This window comes from Shewanella intestini, from assembly GCF_018221465.1.
GTDB classification, from domain to species: Bacteria; Pseudomonadota; Gammaproteobacteria; order Enterobacterales; family Shewanellaceae; genus Shewanella; species Shewanella intestini.
On record NZ_JAAIKR010000002.1, the window covers coordinates 314409 to 333886 of the forward strand.

Annotated in this window: 18 protein-coding genes and 3 tRNA genes; 8 read left to right on the top strand and 13 right to left on the bottom strand. The window is 38.8% G+C overall.

The window, feature by feature from the left end:
- Positions 1 to 16: 16 nt before the first annotated feature.
- Both G3R48_RS04450 and fadE read right to left on the bottom strand, forming a co-directional pair.
- The gene (locus G3R48_RS04450) at positions 17 to 433 is read right to left on the bottom strand and encodes a PaaI family thioesterase (RefSeq protein ID WP_153663465.1); all 417 of its coding nucleotides are present in this window, start codon (positions 431 to 433) and stop codon (positions 17 to 19) included.
- A gap of 71 nt (positions 434 to 504) precedes the next feature.
- A complete protein-coding gene (gene fadE, locus G3R48_RS04455) occupies positions 505 to 2952 on the bottom strand; it encodes an acyl-CoA dehydrogenase FadE (protein WP_212593213.1) in 2448 nt (815 codons plus the stop codon).
- Positions 2953 to 3189: 237 nt separating this feature from the next.
- On the opposite strand from fadE, the gene G3R48_RS04460 reads away from it, so the two are divergent.
- Positions 3190 to 3969: a class II glutamine amidotransferase gene (locus G3R48_RS04460; RefSeq protein WP_153663467.1), complete on the top strand. Its 780-nt coding sequence runs from the start codon at positions 3190 to 3192 to the stop codon at positions 3967 to 3969.
- On the opposite strand, the gene G3R48_RS04465 is transcribed toward G3R48_RS04460, so the two are convergent.
- The 5 genes from G3R48_RS04465 to queC form a co-directional block, all read right to left on the bottom strand.
- Complete coding sequence (locus G3R48_RS04465) at positions 3952 to 4896, bottom strand: DUF3108 domain-containing protein (RefSeq protein WP_228497382.1); 945 nt, start codon at positions 4894 to 4896, stop codon at positions 3952 to 3954. The genes G3R48_RS04460 and G3R48_RS04465 overlap by 18 nt on opposite strands.
- A 22-nt stretch (positions 4897 to 4918) precedes the next feature.
- Complete coding sequence (locus G3R48_RS04470; protein ID WP_153663469.1) at positions 4919 to 5254, bottom strand: MGMT family protein; 336 nt, start codon at positions 5252 to 5254, stop codon at positions 4919 to 4921.
- A 44-nt stretch (positions 5255 to 5298) separates the two neighbouring features.
- The gene (trhA, locus tag G3R48_RS04475; RefSeq protein WP_153663471.1) at positions 5299 to 5976 is read right to left on the bottom strand and encodes a PAQR family membrane homeostasis protein TrhA; all 678 of its coding nucleotides are present in this window, start codon (positions 5974 to 5976) and stop codon (positions 5299 to 5301) included.
- 529 nt (positions 5977 to 6505) lie between these two features.
- Complete coding sequence (gene rrtA, locus G3R48_RS04480; protein ID WP_153663473.1) at positions 6506 to 7141, bottom strand: rhombosortase; 636 nt, start codon at positions 7139 to 7141, stop codon at positions 6506 to 6508.
- Positions 7142 to 7198: 57 nt separating this feature from the next.
- A complete protein-coding gene (gene queC / locus G3R48_RS04485; protein ID WP_153663475.1) occupies positions 7199 to 7915 on the bottom strand; it encodes a 7-cyano-7-deazaguanine synthase QueC in 717 nt (238 codons plus the stop codon).
- A gap of 156 nt (positions 7916 to 8071) precedes the next feature.
- On the opposite strand from queC, the gene queE reads away from it, so the two are divergent.
- Positions 8072 to 8740 (top strand): 7-carboxy-7-deazaguanine synthase QueE, encoded by a 669-nt coding sequence (queE, locus tag G3R48_RS04490; RefSeq protein WP_153663477.1) that lies wholly within the window; start codon positions 8072 to 8074, stop codon positions 8738 to 8740.
- Between the two features lie 68 nt (positions 8741 to 8808).
- Here the strand turns inward: queE and G3R48_RS04495 are convergent, their stop codons facing one another.
- The 4 genes from G3R48_RS04495 to G3R48_RS04510 all read right to left on the bottom strand — a co-directional run bounded on the left by G3R48_RS04495 (position 8809) and on the right by G3R48_RS04510 (position 10389).
- A complete protein-coding gene (locus G3R48_RS04495; RefSeq protein ID WP_153663479.1) occupies positions 8809 to 9873 on the bottom strand; it encodes a PLP-dependent cysteine synthase family protein in 1065 nt (354 codons plus the stop codon).
- A 160-nt stretch (positions 9874 to 10033) separates the two neighbouring features.
- Positions 10034 to 10118: transfer RNA gene (locus G3R48_RS04500), tRNA-Tyr, on the bottom strand.
- A 71-nt stretch (positions 10119 to 10189) separates the two neighbouring features.
- A tRNA-Tyr gene (locus tag G3R48_RS04505) sits at positions 10190 to 10274 on the bottom strand.
- Between the two features lie 30 nt (positions 10275 to 10304).
- Positions 10305 to 10389: transfer RNA gene (locus tag G3R48_RS04510), tRNA-Tyr, on the bottom strand.
- 125 nt (positions 10390 to 10514) lie between these two features.
- On the opposite strand from G3R48_RS04510, the gene G3R48_RS04515 reads away from it, so the two are divergent.
- From G3R48_RS04515 to G3R48_RS04525, 3 genes are all read left to right on the top strand, one after another.
- Positions 10515 to 11006 carry a VC2046/SO_2500 family protein gene (locus G3R48_RS04515; RefSeq protein WP_153663481.1) on the top strand — a complete coding sequence of 164 codons (492 nt, stop codon included), beginning with the start codon at positions 10515 to 10517 and terminating at the stop codon, positions 11004 to 11006.
- Positions 11007 to 11100: 94 nt separating this feature from the next.
- Complete coding sequence (locus G3R48_RS04520) at positions 11101 to 11385, top strand: DUF406 family protein (protein ID WP_153663483.1); 285 nt, start codon at positions 11101 to 11103, stop codon at positions 11383 to 11385.
- A 161-nt stretch (positions 11386 to 11546) separates the two neighbouring features.
- Complete coding sequence (locus tag G3R48_RS04525; protein WP_153663485.1) at positions 11547 to 13778, top strand: sensor domain-containing phosphodiesterase; 2232 nt, start codon at positions 11547 to 11549, stop codon at positions 13776 to 13778.
- Positions 13779 to 13907: 129 nt separating this feature from the next.
- On the opposite strand, the gene G3R48_RS04530 is transcribed toward G3R48_RS04525, so the two are convergent.
- Both G3R48_RS04530 and G3R48_RS04535 read right to left on the bottom strand, forming a co-directional pair.
- On the bottom strand, positions 13908 to 14366 hold the full coding sequence (locus tag G3R48_RS04530) for a YchJ family protein (RefSeq protein ID WP_153663487.1): 459 nt from the start codon (positions 14364 to 14366) through the stop codon (positions 13908 to 13910).
- A gap of 23 nt (positions 14367 to 14389) precedes the next feature.
- Complete coding sequence (locus G3R48_RS04535) at positions 14390 to 14959, bottom strand: YybH family protein (protein ID WP_228497384.1); 570 nt, start codon at positions 14957 to 14959, stop codon at positions 14390 to 14392.
- A gap of 136 nt (positions 14960 to 15095) precedes the next feature.
- Between G3R48_RS04535 and smrA the strand changes: the two genes are divergently transcribed.
- The 3 genes from smrA (at position 15096) to G3R48_RS04550 (ending at position 18963) form a co-directional block, all read left to right on the top strand.
- Positions 15096 to 15719 (top strand): DNA endonuclease SmrA, encoded by a 624-nt coding sequence (gene smrA / locus G3R48_RS04540; protein WP_153663489.1) that lies wholly within the window; start codon positions 15096 to 15098, stop codon positions 15717 to 15719.
- 314 nt (positions 15720 to 16033) lie between these two features.
- Positions 16034 to 16675 carry a TetR family transcriptional repressor PsrA gene (gene psrA / locus G3R48_RS04545; protein ID WP_153663491.1) on the top strand — a complete coding sequence of 214 codons (642 nt, stop codon included), beginning with the start codon at positions 16034 to 16036 and terminating at the stop codon, positions 16673 to 16675.
- A gap of 11 nt (positions 16676 to 16686) precedes the next feature.
- A complete protein-coding gene (locus G3R48_RS04550; protein WP_153663493.1) occupies positions 16687 to 18963 on the top strand; it encodes an acyl-CoA dehydrogenase in 2277 nt (758 codons plus the stop codon).
- Positions 18964 to 19478 lie beyond the last annotated feature (515 nt).

The window sequence follows — 19478 nt, forward strand, 5'->3', positions numbered from 1 at the left end:
TTTAATGGCCTGCTATTTAGCGCTTTATTAAACAAGTACAAGTTGCTGTTGCGAGTAACTTTCCTGCTTTGTTAGTCAATTTAGCTTCTGAAATTGCAATCGATTTTGACATATTTTGCAGCTTGCCTTCTGCATATATTGTTTCATACATAGGTAAGGGCCTAACCATCTTAATTTGCAGGTCAATTGTGGCATAACTTTCCTTATCACCAAGTGCACTGTGTACGGCACATGCGGTAGCTGAATCTAGAATTGTTGCAGCTACACCACCGTGAACAGCACCCATTGGGTTAAGATGATTTTCGTCAGCATGAGCTTCAAAATTAACGGCTCCAAATTGAGCTTGAGTCATTGTCATCGGAATAGTTCGGGTGATGGATGGCGCAGGGAGCTTACCTGTCATCATTGCTTGCATCAGTTGTAATCCTGTCATCTAAATACTCTTTATTTTTAGATAAAAAAAAGGGTAAAGCATATGCTTTACCCTTATTGTTTGAAATGAAACTAAGCCGCTTGTTCGCGTGTGCTTGGTTTAATCTCATTTGCTTTTAGTACTCTGGTATCAAAATCATCCACATTAACGGATTTCATACGACCAATTTCAGTACGTTTTAGTAACTCAACCTCAGCGTCATTTAGCACACCTAACTCTTTACCTTGTTGGGCTATTTTATCTAAATACATAAATGGTAGACGCTTCCCAGCCGCTTTACATACTTTGTCGTAAAGCGGTTCTGCAGCAAGAATGTCAGCAAAAGTTTGTTCCTGAATACCCACTGCGTTGAATTCAGTTGGCGCCCAATATTGACCTTCACCTAAACGATCACGACTTGCCGATGGCGTTTGTAAAATCTTAGCGACTTTGTGATCCAGTATATCGCTTGGGCGTTTAACTGGGCGTCCGAATGGGAACATAACAACACGTAGAATGTTACCTAACCCCATAGGGAAGTTATCTAATAAATCATCTAATGAGTCTTGTAGTTTATATAAACCATCTTCACACGCCCATTGAACTAAAGGTAAGTCTTCAGTCAAACGGCCGTCATCTTCATAACGCTTCAAGGTTGCTGAAACAAGATAGAGCTGACTTAGTAAGTCGCCTAATCTCGCCGAGATACGCTCTTTACGTTTCAAGTTTCCACCCAGTGTTGCCATCGCTAAATCAGATAACAATGCTAAATTAGCACTGAATCGATTCATGTGCTGATAATACCGTTTGGTTTTATCTGAATAGGGTGAATTGCTAAAGTGACTGCTTGTTAATCCCATCCACAGACTACGAATGAAATTAGATGTAGCGAATCCAATATGACCAAAGATCGCAGCGTCAAAGTTTGCTAAACCGCGGCTTTTGTCAGTATCAAATGCTGATTCCATTTCGGTTAATACATAAGGATGACAGCGAATGGCTCCTTGACCATAAATGATCATAGAGCGGGTTAAAATATTTGCGCCCTCAACAGTAATTGCAATTGGTGCGGCTTGATAACCCCGACCTAAGTAATTGTTCGGGCCTAAACAAACACCTTTACCACCATGGATGTCCATTGCATCAATGATGCACTTTTGCATTCTGTCGGTTAAATGGAATTTAACAATCGCTGAAATGACAGAAGGTTTTTCACCTAAATCAATTCCTGTCGTTGTTAATGATGTCACTGCATCCATCAAGTAGGCATTACCACCAATGCGCGCCATTGGTTCTTCAATCCCTTCTAGTTTACCAATGGGTAACTTGAATTGACGACGAATACGAGAATAAGCACCCGTTGCTAAAGCCGTTGTTTTAATCCCTCCTGCTGAATTTGATGGGAGGGTGATACCACGACCGACAGAGAGACACTCAACCAGCATGCGCCATCCTTGACCGGCCATTTCTGGACCACCAATAATAAAGCTTAATGGGACAAAAACCTCATTACCGCGTGTTGGACCATTTTGGAACATACAATTTAATGGGAAATGACGACGACCGGTTTCAACACCAGCAATATCAGTCGGAATTAACGCGCAAGTAATCCCTAAGTCTTCTTTAGCACCTAAGAGGCCGTCAGGATCGCGCAGTTTAAATGCTAACCCTAGCACGGTTGCTACTGGCGCTAAGGTAATATAACGCTTATTCCACGTTAGTTTCATCCCAAGCACTTGTTCACCATCAAACTCACCATGACAAACAACACCAAAGTCAGGTATTGAACCTGCATCACTGCCTGCTTCTGGGCTAGTTAGTGCAAAACAGGGGACTTCAAGGCCTTTAGCTAAACGTGGTAAATAATGGTCTTGTTGCTCTTTTGTACCATAGTGTTGCAATAATTCGCCAGGGCCTAAAGAGTTTGGAACTCCAACCGTTGAAGCTAATTCACTACTCACACCGGCTAATTTTTGTAACACACGTGATTGCGCATAAGCTGAGTATTCTAAACCACCGTACTTTTTCTTAATAATCATCGCGAAAAAGCCATTGTCTTTTAAGTATTGCCAGACATCTTGTGGTAAATCACCAAGCTCATGAGACACCTCATGTTGATTGAGCATTGCACACACTTCTTCAACAGGGCCATCAAGGAAAGCTTGTTCTTCAGCGGTTAATCGTGCTTTAGGATAATTATGAAGTTTTGACCAGTTTGGGTTGCCTGCAAATAGATCGGCTTCCCACCATGTAGTACCTGCTTCAATGGCTTCTTTTTCGGTTGAAGACATCTCTGGCATGATACCGCGATAAACTTTTAATAACGGTTTACTGATGAAGTTTTGTCTAAAGGACTTCACATTCAAAGGTAGGGTAACAACTAAGAAAACAATCCAAGCTGCATTGTTAATGATATCTAATGTACTTCCTGCAATCATAACGATTGCTGCAGCAATTGTTGTACTTAAAAGCGATACTCTTAAGTATGCCATTGCGCCAAGTACGATGATCATTGCGATGATCCAAAGTAGGGTGGTCACTTTACTTCTCCTTAAAGCCCAAAAACACTTGGGATGACGTTGTATATTGATCCATGTCACAAGTTAGATTCGTGGTCTGACCTGTATATGATAAAAATAAACGTATGTGTGATCTAATTCAAGTTTTTTTCAAACAATTGTTTAAATTTTTGTTTCTAAGGATTATTTATCCTCTTAACTCAACAAGGTACAATACAGTCATGACCTGACTTAGCAGCAATATATAAAGAGATAAAAATGTGTGAACTTTTAGCCATGAGTGCCAATGTACCAACGGACATTGTGTTTAGTTTTACTGGTTTGGCCGAGCGCGGTGGTGTAACCGGGCCTCATGTCGATGGTTGGGGGATCACGTTTTATGAAGGCAAAGGAAGCCGAACATTTAAAGACGCAAAACCTAGCAGTGAATCACATGTTGCTAAGTTAATTAAGTCTTATCCGATCAAAAGCGAAATGGTCATTAGTCATATTCGTCAAGCCAATAGAGGCGAAGTTTCGTTAGAAAACACCCATCCATTTAGCAGAGAGCTTTGGGGGCGTAATTGGACTTATGCCCACAATGGTCAATTAAGTGATTATCAAGAGAAGTTTAACACCACACGTTTTCATGCGGTGGGTGATACTGATAGTGAGTTAGCTTTTTGCTGGATATTAGATAGCGTGGTGAAAAAGTTTGGCAATACTGCCCCAAATGATTTGCAAGCCGTGTTTAGTTACATTGCGACATTAGCTGATGAAATACGGCAGCTCGGTGTCTTTAATATGATCTTAAGCGACGGTAATGATTTAATGTTTTATTGCAGTAATAATTTATCATATATAACACGTAGAGCACCGTTTGGGCAGGCTAAGCTGATTGATACTGATGTCGTGATAGATTTTAACAAAGAAACTACGCCAAATGACGTGGTGACTGTTATTGCGACTCGACCATTAACCAACAACGAACTGTGGTATATTTTACAACCTGGCGAGTGGAAAGTGTTTAATAAAGGTGAGCTACTTTTCGGTAGCTAAGCGCTTAATTTCATCAAGTTCGCTGCTTGAAATATCACCGTTATTTTGCTGTTCTATTAACTCTTGTGCTTGCTTTGCCTGTTCAGGGTCATGACCATCAATGATTGCAGGCGTCATGATGGGTAAGGGCTTTTCAAAATGATAATTGGCTAATTGAATGTCCAATTGCTTACTTCCTTTTGAAAAGTGACTTAACCTGACGGGTAAGTAAGCCAGTTTTGGTGCCATCCAAAATATGGTTTGTCTTTTGGTACTGTCACGGATCACTTCAATTTTTACCGTGTCATACGTACCTGAATCTAAGGTCACTTTTTCATTACCCAACACCCGAAATGAATAATCATCAATGTCCATTTCTTTAACCATTTTAAAGCTTAATGGGCGATGGTTTGCAGCTAAATCCATTCTAAACTGCAGCTGAACCATTAATGGGTCAAACAGTTCTTCGGTATAATCTAATTTCTTCGTATCGTTTTTGTAGATGGTATGAATATAATTCTCTGACTTTAAAAAAGCCGTTTGTTCTTCGTAGTCACTGCCCGTACCGGTACGTTTTTGAACATAGCGATAAGGCACTAACTTTGTGCCCTCTAAAGTAAATTCACTTTTAATATGGCGTTGATCTGACAACATCAGTAAACCGACATCACTATCAAATTGATAGACATAATAATTTGATGTTGTTGCGGGTAATTTGTATTTAGCAGTGCCTAATTCAAAACTGCCATAAAAAACGTTATAAGTAGCAGTTTGAGCGGTTAACGGAGATAAAATGGCGGCTTGGGTTGGTTTTGTAAAAGGCACGGCTTGTGCTGGTGCCATCTCAACACTGACAGAGGGGTGTGTTTGGGTGGATAATGATTGGGCCAATAAGGTTGGAGACACTAGCCACAAACAAGTTGCCAACCCTGCTTTATTTATCAACAAAATAATTCACCTATTTTAAGTGTTAAAAAGGGAGTGTTAAGACCAAAGTTGCCATATCTGGCTTCCACAAGTATTGCTTTAATGAAATCTTACCAGCATTGACTATGACTCCGTCAAGCCTTAATTGTTCCATTTGTTGTTGATAAGCTATTGAATTTTTTGGAAGAGAGATTTTACCTTGGCTATTGATAACCCGATGCCATGGCAGATTAAGTTCAGGTGAGGCTAATTTTAATGCTCTTGATACTAATCTTGCCCGTTTGGGTAATCCGGCTAAATCCGCCACTAACCCATAAGTTAATACGTTACCTGCTGGGATTAACTTAACGATGTATTGGATCCGTTCAATAGATTGCATGTGAATATCTAAGTGTTGAGTTTTTTAAATACTACCACTTTGTGTCAGTTGCTTATAAGGAAATAGATACAGCCAAAGTGGGAAAATGCGCCAGCTAAAACAAATAAATGCCAAATAGCATGGTTATAAGGTATACGTTTGATAACATAGAAAATAACACCAACGCTATAAAATATACCCCCCGCAATTAATAATGACATCTCTAATGTCGACAAGGCCATTTTTAAATCTGAGAAAACAGTAACGCATAACCAACCCATGGCGAGATAAAGCAAAACACTAAACGTTTCAAAGCGACCAATAAATAAAGTTTTAAAAACAATTCCTCCAATGGCTAAACACCAAATGGCGAAAAGTATCCAATGTGAGGTGGTACTGGATATTGCAATTAACATTAGCGGGGTATAGGTACCTGCTATAAGCGTATAAATAGCGCAATGATCTGCCATTTTAAAACGCTTTTGCCATAATGGCGTGGTGCTGGAATGGTACAACGTAGAGGCTAAAAATAACACGATAACGGATGTGCCATAAGTTATTAAGCCACCGGTTTGCAGTAATGACAAATGCTGAGTATTCAATAGCAATAAAACCAGTCCAACTAATCCCATCAAAACACCTAATGCATGGGTGATTGCGTTAACGCTTTCTTCAGTTTTACTGTAATCGGAAACGGTATTTGATCCATTAAGTGCCATAGTCACAGTCGCTTCAAGTGTCATATCAGTTCTCTATCGTTAATCATTTTCCTAAATGTGTCATCTATTAATTGACAACTTATTCAGCTTACACGTGTAAGGCTAAACTTGCCACTCTTATAATCTTTTTCAATTAAAACGCTTAATTGAGCATGGTTAACCCTGTTTACTTATTAATCACTCCAAATCTATTCATTAATCGCTCATATTAGTTTTGAGTCTTTGTTGATGAGCAAGAAAGTAACCGACTTTAAATTAATGCCACAAGCGAATAGGGTTTACATAACGCATTGAAAATCGATTAGTGTCTGAATTAAAGCGTGATATAGAATCAAGAATAGAGTGCAAGAATGTAATGAACGACTTGAGTTAGCAAGCTTACATGATGCCAAATTTATGGTTTAAGGCATAAGCAAAAGACTATTTATACAAGGACTAACCCTACGGTTAAGCAAAAATAAATGGAACTAAAGATAGCTGATAAGGATTGATAGAGAAAGTTATTGTTGTCGAGTAAAGTCGTCAGCCGCTACCGGTCACTGACGACATTCAATTAAGAGTTCAACCTTTCTATTGCCGCGCGGTACTTATATCGATTTGCTATTGGTAACCATACTATTGCACTTAACACACCAGCAACTAATCCCAGTAAATGTGACTCTGTGGCTACCTTAGCACCTATTAATACAGACATGCCTTGCAGTGAACCAAAATATTGCTCATAGGCCACTTTTAAAATAACCCCAAGTAACAGCAAGTAGCCAGAGCGGAAACCTTTTTTAATATCCATTACGGCACCAAAAGCAAATAAGCCGTGTAAAATTCCACTGAGTCCTACAAAGCCGACTAGTGAGGGGTATAGGAAGTACAACCCAATACTTTGTTGTAAACAAAGACAGAATATTAATAGGCAAAATTTACTGACGTGATAGCGATAATGAACCTCATGTAAAAATACGATAACCCATAAACCGGCTAAATTCATCAATAAATGCCACAAGTTAGTGTGTAAAAAATTGCCTGTAATTAACCGCCATACTTGGAAATCAGTAATTTTATCTCGACGGTATGCCAAACTGTTATTCACATCAAACAAGGTATTGGTGGCTTCTAAACCAAACAATACAAAACAGATGGCACTGATAACAAGTAACAACCGGTAGAGAACAGAAGAGGTATCTCTAGCCATTTATTTAATCCCTTACGTCCTTGATATTCTTAAGTATAGCGCAGATAGTTATTGAACTTATTCAGTCGAAAGTGTGGAGTTTAGTTTATCTTGTAATTGCTTCATCACACTGTCTTTATTTTGTTTGTAATCTTTAAGGCCGCGAGCGCGTAAATGGCATGCTGGGCAATCGCCGCAACCTTTACCTTTTATGCCGTTATAGCAAGTGAGCGTTTCATTTTCGACTAATGACAACTGCTGATATTTATCTGCTAATGCCCATGTTTGTGCTTTATCAAGCCACATCAGTGGTGTATTTATCTCAATAGCTTTATCCATTCCTAACGCTAATGAGTTAGCCATTGATTGAATGAACTCATTACGGCAATCAGGGTAACCAGAGAAATCAGTTTCGCAAACACCGGTAATAATTACATTACAACCTAATTGATATGCGTATATGCCTGCTAATGTCAGAAACAAAATATTACGTCCAGGGACAAAAGTGTTGGGTAAGCCATTACTCATGACATCATTTGAGACTGGAATATCGTCACGAGTTAATGCAGAAATGGCCAATTCATTCAATAAACCTACATCCATCACTTTATGACTGGCGACATTTAATTGTTTAGCTAATGACTTAGCAATGTCTATTTCTTGTCGATGACGTTGGCCATAATCAAATGTAATTGCGTGAACGTTATCGTATTGCGACAGAGCCTGAATAAGACAAGTTGTTGAATCTTGTCCACCACTAAATACCACTAAAGCCGAACTGTTGATTTTTGTCATGACGAGTCACTTACTTGGATATACAAAGAGCGCAGATTTTACCGCAGTTCAAACCTTTGAAGCAAAGATTGACTGGTATTTATCGATTTAAGTTAACACTTGCGCTTTTTTGATGGATGCACTATAAATGCCGTCCCTAAATGCTTGAGAAACCTTATGCAATATCCTGTTAATGAAGTTTTTGAAACAATTCAAGGTGAAGGTTACTTTACTGGTGTTCCCGCTATTTTTGTCCGTTTACAAGGTTGCCCTGTAGGCTGTTCTTGGTGTGACACGAAGCATACTTGGGAAAAATTAGCACACAATAAAGTGGACGTGAACGATGTGATTCAGGTGGATGGTACTATTGGGCGTTGGGCTAACTTATCGCCAAAGCAGTTAATGGATGCGTTTGAAGAGCAAGGTTTCAGCGCTAAACATATTGTGATTACTGGCGGCGAACCTTGTTTGTACGATTTAAGGTCATTAACCACACAGCTGATCTATCAAGGATATCAAGTACAAATAGAAACTAGCGCTACTTTTGAAGTTTTGTGTCATCAACAAGTGTGGGTTACTGCATCGCCTAAAATTAATATGAAAGGGCGGTTACCTATTTTAGAGCAGGCACTTGAGCGGGCTAATGAAATAAAGCACCCTGTGGCGACACAAAACCAAATTGATGAATTAGACCAAGTACTTATTGGTATTGATTTAACGGATAAGATTATGTGCCTGCAGCCAATAAGTCAAAAGCCTAGAGCAACGGAGCTAGCGATGAAAACGTGCATTGCGCGTAATTGGCGCTTATCCGTTCAAACACATAAATATATAAATATTGATTAAATTAAATCTGCCTAATGTCGATTTCAAAGCATTGTTTGCATGTTAAAACCTTCATTGGGCGTGTTAATTTACTGTGTCAAAACCCCGTCTTTATCAAATATTTCAAGTTTTTGTTGGAAAGCTTTGAAACAACCGATGTTGGTATCTATCCACTGCGGATTATAATAAGTATCTAAATATCGTTCACCCGAGTCACATAACAAGGTCACGATAGAGCCTTTCTCACCCTTTGCCTGCATTTGCGACGCTAATAACAGCGCGCCATACAGATTTGTCCCCGTTGACGCTCCGGTTTTTCGCCCTAATAATTTTTCTAACCATTGAATGGTTGCGATTGAAGCGCCGTCTGGAATTTTAAGCATGCTATCAACCACACCAGCAATGAATGAAGGTTCAACCCTTGGTCTGCCAATGCCTTCAATTCTACTGCCTTTTTTTGAGGTTAAGGATTTATCTCTTGAATGAAAATAATCATAAAAAACTGAGTTTTCAGGGTCAACGACACATAATTTAGTATTGAGTTGCTGATAACGAATATAACGGCCAATGGTTGCTGAGGTGCCACCTGTTCCTGGACTCATTACAATCCAGCTAGGTTGTGGATGTGGCTCTTTATTCATTTGATTAAAAATGGAGTCGGCAATGTTGTTATTGCCGCGCCAATCGGTTGCCCGCTCTGCATAGGTAAATTGATCCATATAGTGACCATCTAAGGTCGCGGCAAGTCGCTCGGATTCAGCATAGATTTGATCGCTTGAGTCGACAAAATGGCATTTCCCACCATAGAACTCAATTTGTTCAATTTTTTTCTTCGCCGTGGTTTTTGGCATTACAGCAATAAAGGGCAGACCGAGTAGACGTGAAAAATAAGCTTCTGACACGGCAGTGCTGCCAGATGATGATTCTATGACAGTAGATTGCTGATGAATGTTGCCATTGCATAATGCATATAGAAATAACGAACGAGCCAGACGATGCTTCAAGCTACCCGTTGGATGAGTGCTTTCATCCTTTAGGTAAATATCTACACCATTAAGTTGTGGTAAATCTAATTTGATTAAATGTGTGTCAGCTGAGCGTTGATAATCAGCTTCTATTTTTGCGATGGCATTATTTACCCAAGAAGTTGTCATGATTTAACTCTTATCAGTCTTTTTATCAGAATAATGAAAATCACGACACAATGACAGAGACAATTTAGCTAAATAATTTAAGTGAAGAGTAAATTGAGATAAAAAATATGACGGGTATGAACGAATTAAGGTAGGGAAAAAAATAAGAATAAGTAAGAAATGGTGGAGGGAGAAGGATTCGAACCTTCGAAGGCTGAGCCGTCAGATTTACAGTCTGATCCCTTTGGCCACTCGGGAACCCCTCCACATACCTTACTTTTAATACATATAAATGTTGGCCACAACAATTATATTTAGTGACTCATTAACCGATAAATGGTGGAGGGAGAAGGATTCGAACCTTCGAAGGCTGAGCCGTCAGATTTACAGTCTGATCCCTTTGGCCACTCGGGAACCCCTCCACTAATCGGTATATTTATCACTGGTGCAAATGGTGGAGGGAGAAGGATTCGAACCTTCGAAGGCTGAGCCGTCAGATTTACAGTCTGATCCCTTTGGCCACTCGGGAACCCCTCCTCAATTGCGGACGCCATAGTAGTCACAAAGGTTCGTTATGTAAAGGCAAAAAATGAAAAAAAAGCTCAAGTTATTGTTTGTTTGGTCGATTAAGTGTCAACGAGCTAGAGAGATGATGTAAATATATGCAAAGTGCGTTTCCTTTAATCAATGAATTACAACTTGGCAGTCGTTTAAACCAAGATATCCGCGAAGATAGAAGAGGGGATTTTGGTTTAATCTTGGCCATGCTATCAGAAGATGCCCGTGATATGGCGCAATTTTCTGTGGAAGCACATTTATCTGCAGATGAAAAATTAACCAAACAATTACAGTTACCTCCAGCAAAACCATTATTACACGATTTATCCCAGGCACAAGAAGTGGTCGATCACGCCCAAGCATTTCAAACCCATGGGCAAGCACAGTTTAATCTTGAGCAAGCATTACGACCAGAACCGGTGGTGATTCGCGGTATGTATGACCAAGATATGCAATTATGCTTAAGTAATTGCAGTCAATTAGCCATGTTAAAACATGCCAATACCGATATTGAGCCAGATCAACTGGGTATTTCATTTTTAGATGAACTTGAAATGCAACGTACCATGGCAAATACGATTAACATTGCCGCTTAATACCGTCAGTTTGCAAAATTGTGAACTATCTAATTCTTTGTCTACTTAAATAAAGTTAAAATTTAATTAATTAAGTTATATTATGAGGTTGTAAATGGTGCAAACGATTAAAAATCAACAAGCCAATGTGAATGATAGTTGCCCTGAATGTGGTAGTTTTGTCGACATTGGGGCAGTTATTGAAGAAAATGATTGCGTACTTACGATTAAAAGCACGGCGCAACAAAAACAAGCATTAACTGACATTGTAGACAAAGCTAAACAACGTTTTCAAAATGTAACTGCCACATTTACAGATACTGAACATGGTGAGTCTGTCGACATTGTTTTTGATGTTGCAGCTGAAAAGATGATCTTTCAATTGGAAAATCAATTGTAAGTAACAGTTTGATTTAAAATCGCTTATTGCTTCGATTGCTAACTCTTTTATCCGTGTAATCTTAGTAAAAATAACGATTAGCATCTTATTAAACGTTTAACGATTTTCCTATCGTGCATCAGCATGTTACAACATGCAGAGCATGCTTTTTCCGGATATTGATGAATCAACAGCAGCACCAGCACTTATTGGAATTAATTGTAAATTCCAGTGCGAAAGAACAAGGGAATTTTGCACTGACTGCAGAGTTAGTGTGTCAACAGTTGCGAGAATATTGTCAAGTTTCGCAAGTGTTTGTTTGGCTGTTTGACGAACAAGAGAAAGTTAACCATTTATTAGAGCAACAAGATAAAGCAGATAGAAATGTATATCAGTTAATTGCTCATAGTCATGGTAAAACCCAGTTATTTAGTCAGTTTGCTAGCCACCGTAAAGGGGTAACAACCCATGCTGACTATATTAACGAATTAAGACTGCATCGTTATATTCAAGCCTCCGATGCACAATCACACCCACTACTTACCCAGCTTCATGACTATTATTGTGCAAGCAATATTACCTCAGTATTAGACGTCGCCATTCGGATTAATGGTCATATAGAAGGGATATTATCAATAGAGCATGATTCGTTACGCCAATGGACTGTTAACGAACGCCAATTTATTATTCAATGTGCGGATCAACTCGCCCTTACGCTCGCCACGCGCTATTCATATGATAAATCTGAGCGAATTAATTTACTTCGCACTGCAATAGAACAATCCGAACATGTCGTGATTGTGGTTAATCTAGCCAACGGCATAATTGAGTACGTCAATAAAGCACATCATAAAATGACGGGCTTAAAGCGAGAAAACATTCTCAATAATTCAGTGATGAATCTAGATATATTCCGTAATAATCTCAGTTTACTTGACTTTATGTTAGCCAGATTAAAGCGAGGTAAGGTTATCAGCGGTGAAAAAAGGTTAACAAGGCAAGATGGAAGTAATTATTATTTGCATTACCATGTCAGCCCGTTTGAAACTGACCAAGGCAATGTTTACGGTTTAGTGAGTTGTTATGATAATTCAACAGAGAATGAATACCGAGCAGAACTAGAAAAACAAGCTTGGCAATGCAGTTTAACAGGGCTTCATAATCGTGCTTATTTTAAATCTAAGCTTAAAACTGAACAGACGGGTTATTTAGTCATTATCGATTTATTAGGTTTTAAACGATTTAATGATACCCACGGCCATGATGTTGGTGATGGCTTATTGATAGAAACCGCACGCCGTTTACGTCATTTTGGCGAGGCTAATAATGCCATTGATATTGCCCGTATTGGTAGTGATGAGTTTGCGGTGATATTTCCAGAGCAACAAAGCGAGCAATATTTTGAGTTTTTAATACAAAAACTCTACGACAAGATTTGTACAGCGACAGTAATTTCTCGCCAAAAAATTGAGCCAAATGCAACACTTGCAGCGGTAAATTTAGCAACCGTATTCGGGCATTATTCGCCGTTATCATGTGCTGATATTGCGCTGCAATATGCCAAGGGTAACAATACTGTACATATTCAATTTTTCAATCAAAAATTGCTGTCGCAATATGAAAATAATGTCCAGATCGACCGCGATTTACATACTGCGCTTAACGGTCGTCAATTTGAGCTTTATTACCAACCATTAAAAGATTTGCAAACAAGCCAGTATATTGGAGCTGAAGCATTAATTCGCTGGAATCACCCGCGAAAAGGTGTGGTATATCCTGGTGATTTTATTGGAATCGCTGAGCAATCTGATCTTATTATTGCTATTGGCGATTGGGTGCTTGAATCCGCTTGTAAACAATTAAACCTATGGCAACACAAAGATGTCGATATCAAAATGCATGTGAATGTTGCTGCACGGCAATTCTTTAGCGGCAATTTATTTGAACACGTATGGACAATGTTGACTCGTTACCGAATAAAACCGCATTCATTAATTCTTGAGATTACTGAAACTGAGTTAATGGGTGATGTTCGTTCTGCGACACTTTTATGTCAGGAGTTATCAGAATTAGGGGTTGGCTTAGCCATTGATGATTTTGGTACTGGCTACAGTTCAATGAAGTATTTGAAACAATTTCCAATTAGTAAACTGAAAATAGATCGTTCGTTTATTATGGATATCAGCACCAGTCGAGAAAGCCGAGAGATTGTCAGTGCAATTATTGCCATGGCCAATGCCTTGAATCTTTCCTTAACAGCAGAAGGTGTTGAAACGGTAGAACAGCAACAGTTTTTAGCTGAAAATGGCTGTCATCACGCACAAGGATATTTATATAGTAAAGCATTGAGAACAAATGACTTTGCTGAATTTTATAATAGTGCACAAGCGTTGACGTTAAAGCAAAATAGTTAACTTTGTATCTGAAGATAAATTTTTTTGTTATTGCTTGTTGAGCATTTCAAGAACGTTTTTCTGACAGTTACTCTTATTTTGCTAGCACACTTCCTAAATGCGATTTTCATATAACCGACTCGCTTTTGTTTAACACCTCAATAAACAACATTGTTTGAACTTTTTGCCACTATTACATACACACGGTTCATTGCGTTTAGGTAATGGTGCTGTCATTTGTTCGCCTTCAGTATAAAACCAACGGCCATCTTGTTTAATAAATGATGAGCTTTCATAAATAACATCGATTTGTTTAGCAACAATATACCAAGCTTTAAAACTCACCGTTGCTTGGTTTTTTGCTTCTTGAGCAGTAATCACTTGTAGGCCTAACCACTCTGGTGCATCTTGGGCTAGTAGGTTAATGGTCAAGCCTTGTCTGAATGCTTTAGCGTGGGTATCAAGAATATATTGGTAACGTTTTTCCACAAAAGCACAATAACGGGAACGCATTAACTGGACTGCGCTTTGGGGCAATTGTTGCCCTAAATGGAAGGGTAAACAGCATTCATCATAAGGGGTTTTACTTCCGCAAGCGCATGTTTTCATTTGACTCTCAGTTGTTATGGTGTTTATTCAGTCGGTTGAATGAATTGGCGTCCATAATATAAATTAGCTATTGGCTTGGCATTATAATATAACTCGGCTTGAGAGCGGGTATTAGAATCGACAGTCAGTAACCAGTTGTCTTTTTTATGTTCGATATAATTATTAACAAACTTGCCTGCAAATTCACTTATTGGATCGCCTGATGCTTTATCGGGATGAAACCGCACAATATAGTATCCTATATCAATGACATTTTGCGGGTAAATATTACGTTCAACTACTCTAAAATCCACTTCTAATCGGGCGTTTTTATGAGTGATCTTGTCAAAAAAATGTTGATAACGCGACAATATATTCTGTTTGCCTACCACAATGGGGTCGTTTCTGTTTTCAGAGATAAACACTGCATCTTCATGATATATATTCTGCAATTGTTTAGTATCAAGTGATTCAAATGCTTTTTGAAATGCAGAGAGTTTCATATTCAATTGTTGATGCTTTTCTTGTCGCTCGTTTGCATTTACTTGGGTTATGCTAAAAATAACAATTAACAGTAAATGTAATGGCATGAGGATATTTCTATTAATGCTCATTCAATTAAAGCTCTCTATAAAGGATGAAATTATTTTTTGACTAAATGAATACTTGTCGGTCAAATTTTGCTTAACTATAAAATAATTCCAATTTATGCCCAAGCGCATAATGTTTACAAAGTGTGTAGGAATGTAGATGAATATGAATGACGATGACTTATTTGCTCAAGCAATGGCTGATATTACGCCTTTTCCTACAAAAACCGCGTCGCAGAATGTAATAGACAGCCAACAATTCAAATTAACAACGGCTATGCAAGCAAAAAAAGCCGCTGCTGATGAAGATGAGCTGTTGCAAGCGTTGACAATCAATCCTGCAATGATTACCCCAATCAAACCAGAACAAGTACTTGAATATAAAGTAGATGGCGTACAAGGCGCTGTGTTTCAACAACTTCGTAAAGGGCTTTATGCCACTAAGATTGTTCTTGAATTGCAGGCGCTCACACTGAAGCAAGCTCGGCAAATATTAATTGATGAAATACCACGTTGCCAATACCTTGGTGAACGAAACCTGATTATCATTCATGGTAAAGGACGTAATAATAAACCCTTTGCAGCTTTAATTAAGTCGGCGGTTGCACAATGGCTAACACAATTAGAACAGGTACAAGCGTTTCATAGTGCCACTAAAGAGTATGGTGGCGAAGGGGCGTTATTTGTCATGCTAAAAAAATCAACTCAATCTAAAATCGACAATAGCGAACGCAACCGTAAAGGTCATTCTAAAGCTCAACACAACGCCAATCGGTCGCGTTAATGTCATGACGTTAGTATTTATAGGGTGATTAATGGGCATTAACCGTCCATGTTAAGTGTTGTTTTTTATTTTTTAACGATACTCAATAAAGGCATTCACACAAGCGTTTTAAAGTTAAGACCTTCTGTTTTGACTTTTTGGACGATTCGTTAATCGACTTAATCTACGTTAGTCATAACACATAAAACCCATTTATCTTGCTTATTAGTTAGTCAGAGCCATTGTTGGTTCTTTTTTTAAATTTTTTTCAATTGACAACTGTTCGCTCAATGATTAATTTAAACAAGTGTTTTAAATTAAACTTGGGTTATAGGATGGCAAGCAGGACTGATACAAAAACAAGGATTCTTGATGCAGCAGAGAAATTATTCGCAGAACGTGGTTTTTCTGAAACATCATTGAGATTGATAACAAGTAAAGCTGAAGTTAACCTTGCTTCAGTTAATTATCATTTTGGCTCAAAGAAAGAGTTGATCAGGGCTGTACTTGCAAGATACCTCGACGTATTTATGCCAAATGCAGCAGCAGAGATAGTTGCTTTACAAAAATCACCACAAACGGCATCTTTAGACGAGATTTTTTCCACACTTATTCAGCCATTGCTTGACCTAAATACGCTAAGAAGCGGCGGTACCATTATATTTCTTCAATTACTTGGCCGTGGTTACATTGAAAGTCAGGGGCATTTGCGCTGGTTTATCACCACGCATTATGGGGCATATCTGGCGTCATTTATTGCTGCCGTTAAGCAAAGTGCGCCACACATTCCTGCAGTTGAAATGTTTTGGCGACTACACTTTACCCTTGGCACCATCGTATTCACTATGGCTTCAGCCGATGCCCTAAACGAAATTGCTGCAGCGGATTATGACGAGCATAACGATACTGAAGCCATTCTACGTAAAGTTATTCCATATATGGCTGCAGGTGTAGCAGTTCCTGTCCCGACTAATTAATAAGGTTTTTTATGAGTATTATTATTTTAATATTGATAGCACTAGCCATTCTCTTCGGTGTAAGAGATTTGCGTATTCGCTTTATCACACGTCCCGTGTTTGCTTTCTTTAAAAAAGTACTGCCGCCTCTTTCAACTACTGAAAAAGAAGCCATGGAAGCCGGCGATGTATGGTGGGAAGGCGAGTTATTTCGCGGTAAACCTGACTGGAATAAATTACACGATTACGGTAAACCAGGGTTAACTGTAGAAGAACAAGCTTTCTTAGATAATCAAGTTCAAACTGCATTAGCAATGATTGATGATTTTGACATTGTTCATAACCGTAAAGACTTGCCACCAGAGCTTTGGGAATACTTTAAAAAAGAAGGTTTTTTTGCGCTTATTATCCCTAAAAAGTTTGGTGGACGTGAGTTTTCAGCTTATGCAAACTCAACTATCGTCGCTAAAATCGCATCACGCAGTATTAGTGCTGCGGTGACCGTAATGGTACCAAACTCTTTAGGCCCGGGTGAATTACTGACTCATTACGGTACACAAGAGCAAAAAGATCGTTGGTTACCGTCTCTAGCTGTTGGTAATGACATTCCTTGTTTTGCTTTAACAGGCCCAGAGGCGGGCAGTGATGCTGGTGCTATTCCTGATATCGGCGTTGTTTGTCGACAATCATTTAATGGCGAAGACACACTGGGTATCAGTTTAACTTGGAATAAGCGCTACATTACCCTAGCACCCGTTGCCACCGTATTAGGTTTAGCTTTTCAAATGAAAGACCCACAAGGGCTTTTAGGTGACACCCCTGATATTGGTATTACCTGTGCGCTTATTCCTACTGATCATGAGGGTGTTGTAATTGGTAATCGTCATAACCCACTATCAATGGCGTTTATGAACGGTACTACAAGTGGTAAAGAAGTGTTTATCCCACTCGATTGGATAATCGGTGGCCCACAATATGCTGGTCGCGGCTGGAGAATGTTGGTTGAATGTCTATCCGCAGGCCGTGGTATTTCATTGCCGGCACTTGCCACTGCATCAGGTCATGTTGCGACAAAAACCACCACTGCATACAGTTATGTACGCCAACAATTTGGTATGCCAATCGGTTACTTTGAAGGTGTACAAGAGGCCATGGCGCGGATTATCGCCAATACTTATCAGTTAGAAGCTGCGCGTAGATTAACAACGTTAGGTATTGATTTAAAAGTAAAACCTTCAGTTGTAACCGCTATTGCTAAATACCATATGACTGAGCTTGGTCGTGATGTTGTAGAAGATGCAATGGATATTCAGTCAGGTAAAGGTATCCAACTTGGACCGAAAAACTATTTAGGCCATGCATTTATGGCTAATCCAATTTCTATCACTGTTGAAGGCGCAAATATTCTTACGCGTTCGTTAATGATCTTTGGCCAAGGTGCAACGCGTTGTCATCCATACGTGTTAGCCGAAATGGAAGCGGCAAGTATGGACGATTCTGCTGCCGGGTTAGATAGATTCGATAATTTATTAATGGGGCATATTGGTTATAGCTGTCGTAACGCATTAAGTACCTTTGCAAATGCATTAACCGGCAGTCGTTTTTCTTCAGCACCGGTGAGTGGTCAAACAAAATCATATTATCGTGATATGAACCGTATCTCTGCTGCATTGGCAACGATGACTGATGTTTCAATGTTGGTGATGGGTGGTGATTTAAAACGTAAGGAAATGATTTCAGCACGATTAGGCGATGTGTTAAGCCAGTTGTATTTAGCATCTGCGACATTAAAGCACTTTGAAGATAATGGTCGTCAGCATGATGACTTACCCATTGTGCATTACGTTATGCAGCAACGCTTACATTTTGCTGCTAAAGCGTTACAAGACGCTATTCGTAATTTTCCTAGCAAAATAATCTCCATTTTATTAAAGGTTATTATTTTCCCATTAGGTAATCACTTTGCTATGCCAACGGACAAGTCGGCCGTTAATTTATGCATGGGGATGATGCAACCAAGCCCAGCAAGGGATCGATTGACGTTTTTATGTGGAGAATTTGCAGGTGATAAAAGCGGCATTGCCGAAGTAGAAGCGGCGTTTAATGCAAAATACCAAGCTAAAGCGTTATACAAAAAACTTAAGCAAGCACAGCGTAATAAACAATTACCTGCAAAATTGCCAATGGTAGATTTGTTTGATGCCGCATTATCTGAAAACATCATTACTGATGAAGAACATACTCAACTTATTGAAGCGGATAAACTGCGTTTAGATGCGATAAATGTTGACGAGTTTAGTTCACTTTAATCATTTAATTTAGTGTTTCATTATTTTAAACGCTGCCTTTAGGCAGCGTTTTTTTACAACTATATATGCTGATAATCAAACAAAAAGGCATCTCTAGCCTTTATTGTCGTTGTGGCTACAAACTTACTTTCATATTGTGTTTCTTACAATGATTCTTGTAGTTATTGACTATATTGATCCCTATTCACATCACTTTACTGGTGTGAATATTTTCTTGTTTATTACCTGTTTATCGACTTATCGTTAAGTTATATCCCAAGCCATCATGGCAAAGTCAATTGCTTCATTCTGCTGTTTCATTTCCTCTACCACTACAAACATTAAACGCCTTATTGTGATCTAAGTGTTGATTTTCACCTAAGTATTAATGAAGGTCACTGTTTTCCAGTCAAGCGTACATACATCAAGTTTTAAAGGCTAATTAAAGAGATATCTATTAAGCATCTTTATTGTTTTAGTTATCGTTTTACAAATTTTTACCCCGTACGCCACAAATTTGATAACTAGATAACACT

What these genes read in the sequence shown, in the direction of transcription:
- G3R48_RS04450 (WP_153663465.1), bottom strand. Translation starts at nt 433, where the DNA reads ATGACAGGATTACAACTGATGCAAGCAATGATGACAGGTAAGCTCCCT.
- G3R48_RS04460 (WP_153663467.1), top strand. Translation starts at nt 3,190, where the DNA reads ATGTGTGAACTTTTAGCCATGAGTGCCAATGTACCAACGGACATTGTG.
- G3R48_RS04470 (WP_153663469.1), bottom strand. Translation starts at nt 5,254, where the DNA reads ATGCAATCTATTGAACGGATCCAATACATCGTTAAGTTAATCCCAGCA.
- trhA (WP_153663471.1), bottom strand. Translation starts at nt 5,976, where the DNA reads ATGACACTTGAAGCGACTGTGACTATGGCACTTAATGGATCAAATACC.
- rrtA (WP_153663473.1), bottom strand. Translation starts at nt 7,141, where the DNA reads ATGGCTAGAGATACCTCTTCTGTTCTCTACCGGTTGTTACTTGTTATC.
- queC (WP_153663475.1), bottom strand. Translation starts at nt 7,915, where the DNA reads ATGACAAAAATCAACAGTTCGGCTTTAGTGGTATTTAGTGGTGGACAA.
- queE (WP_153663477.1), top strand. Translation starts at nt 8,072, where the DNA reads ATGCAATATCCTGTTAATGAAGTTTTTGAAACAATTCAAGGTGAAGGT.
- G3R48_RS04495 (WP_153663479.1), bottom strand. Translation starts at nt 9,873, where the DNA reads ATGACAACTTCTTGGGTAAATAATGCCATCGCAAAAATAGAAGCTGAT.
- G3R48_RS04515 (WP_153663481.1), top strand. Translation starts at nt 10,515, where the DNA reads ATGCAAAGTGCGTTTCCTTTAATCAATGAATTACAACTTGGCAGTCGT.
- G3R48_RS04520 (WP_153663483.1), top strand. Translation starts at nt 11,101, where the DNA reads ATGGTGCAAACGATTAAAAATCAACAAGCCAATGTGAATGATAGTTGC.
- G3R48_RS04525 (WP_153663485.1), top strand. Translation starts at nt 11,547, where the DNA reads ATGAATCAACAGCAGCACCAGCACTTATTGGAATTAATTGTAAATTCC.
- G3R48_RS04530 (WP_153663487.1), bottom strand. Translation starts at nt 14,366, where the DNA reads ATGAAAACATGCGCTTGCGGAAGTAAAACCCCTTATGATGAATGCTGT.
- G3R48_RS04535 (WP_228497384.1), bottom strand. Translation starts at nt 14,959, where the DNA reads ATGAGCATTAATAGAAATATCCTCATGCCATTACATTTACTGTTAATT.
- smrA (WP_153663489.1), top strand. Translation starts at nt 15,096, where the DNA reads ATGAATATGAATGACGATGACTTATTTGCTCAAGCAATGGCTGATATT.
- psrA (WP_153663491.1), top strand. Translation starts at nt 16,034, where the DNA reads ATGGCAAGCAGGACTGATACAAAAACAAGGATTCTTGATGCAGCAGAG.
- G3R48_RS04550 (WP_153663493.1), top strand. Translation starts at nt 16,687, where the DNA reads ATGAGTATTATTATTTTAATATTGATAGCACTAGCCATTCTCTTCGGT.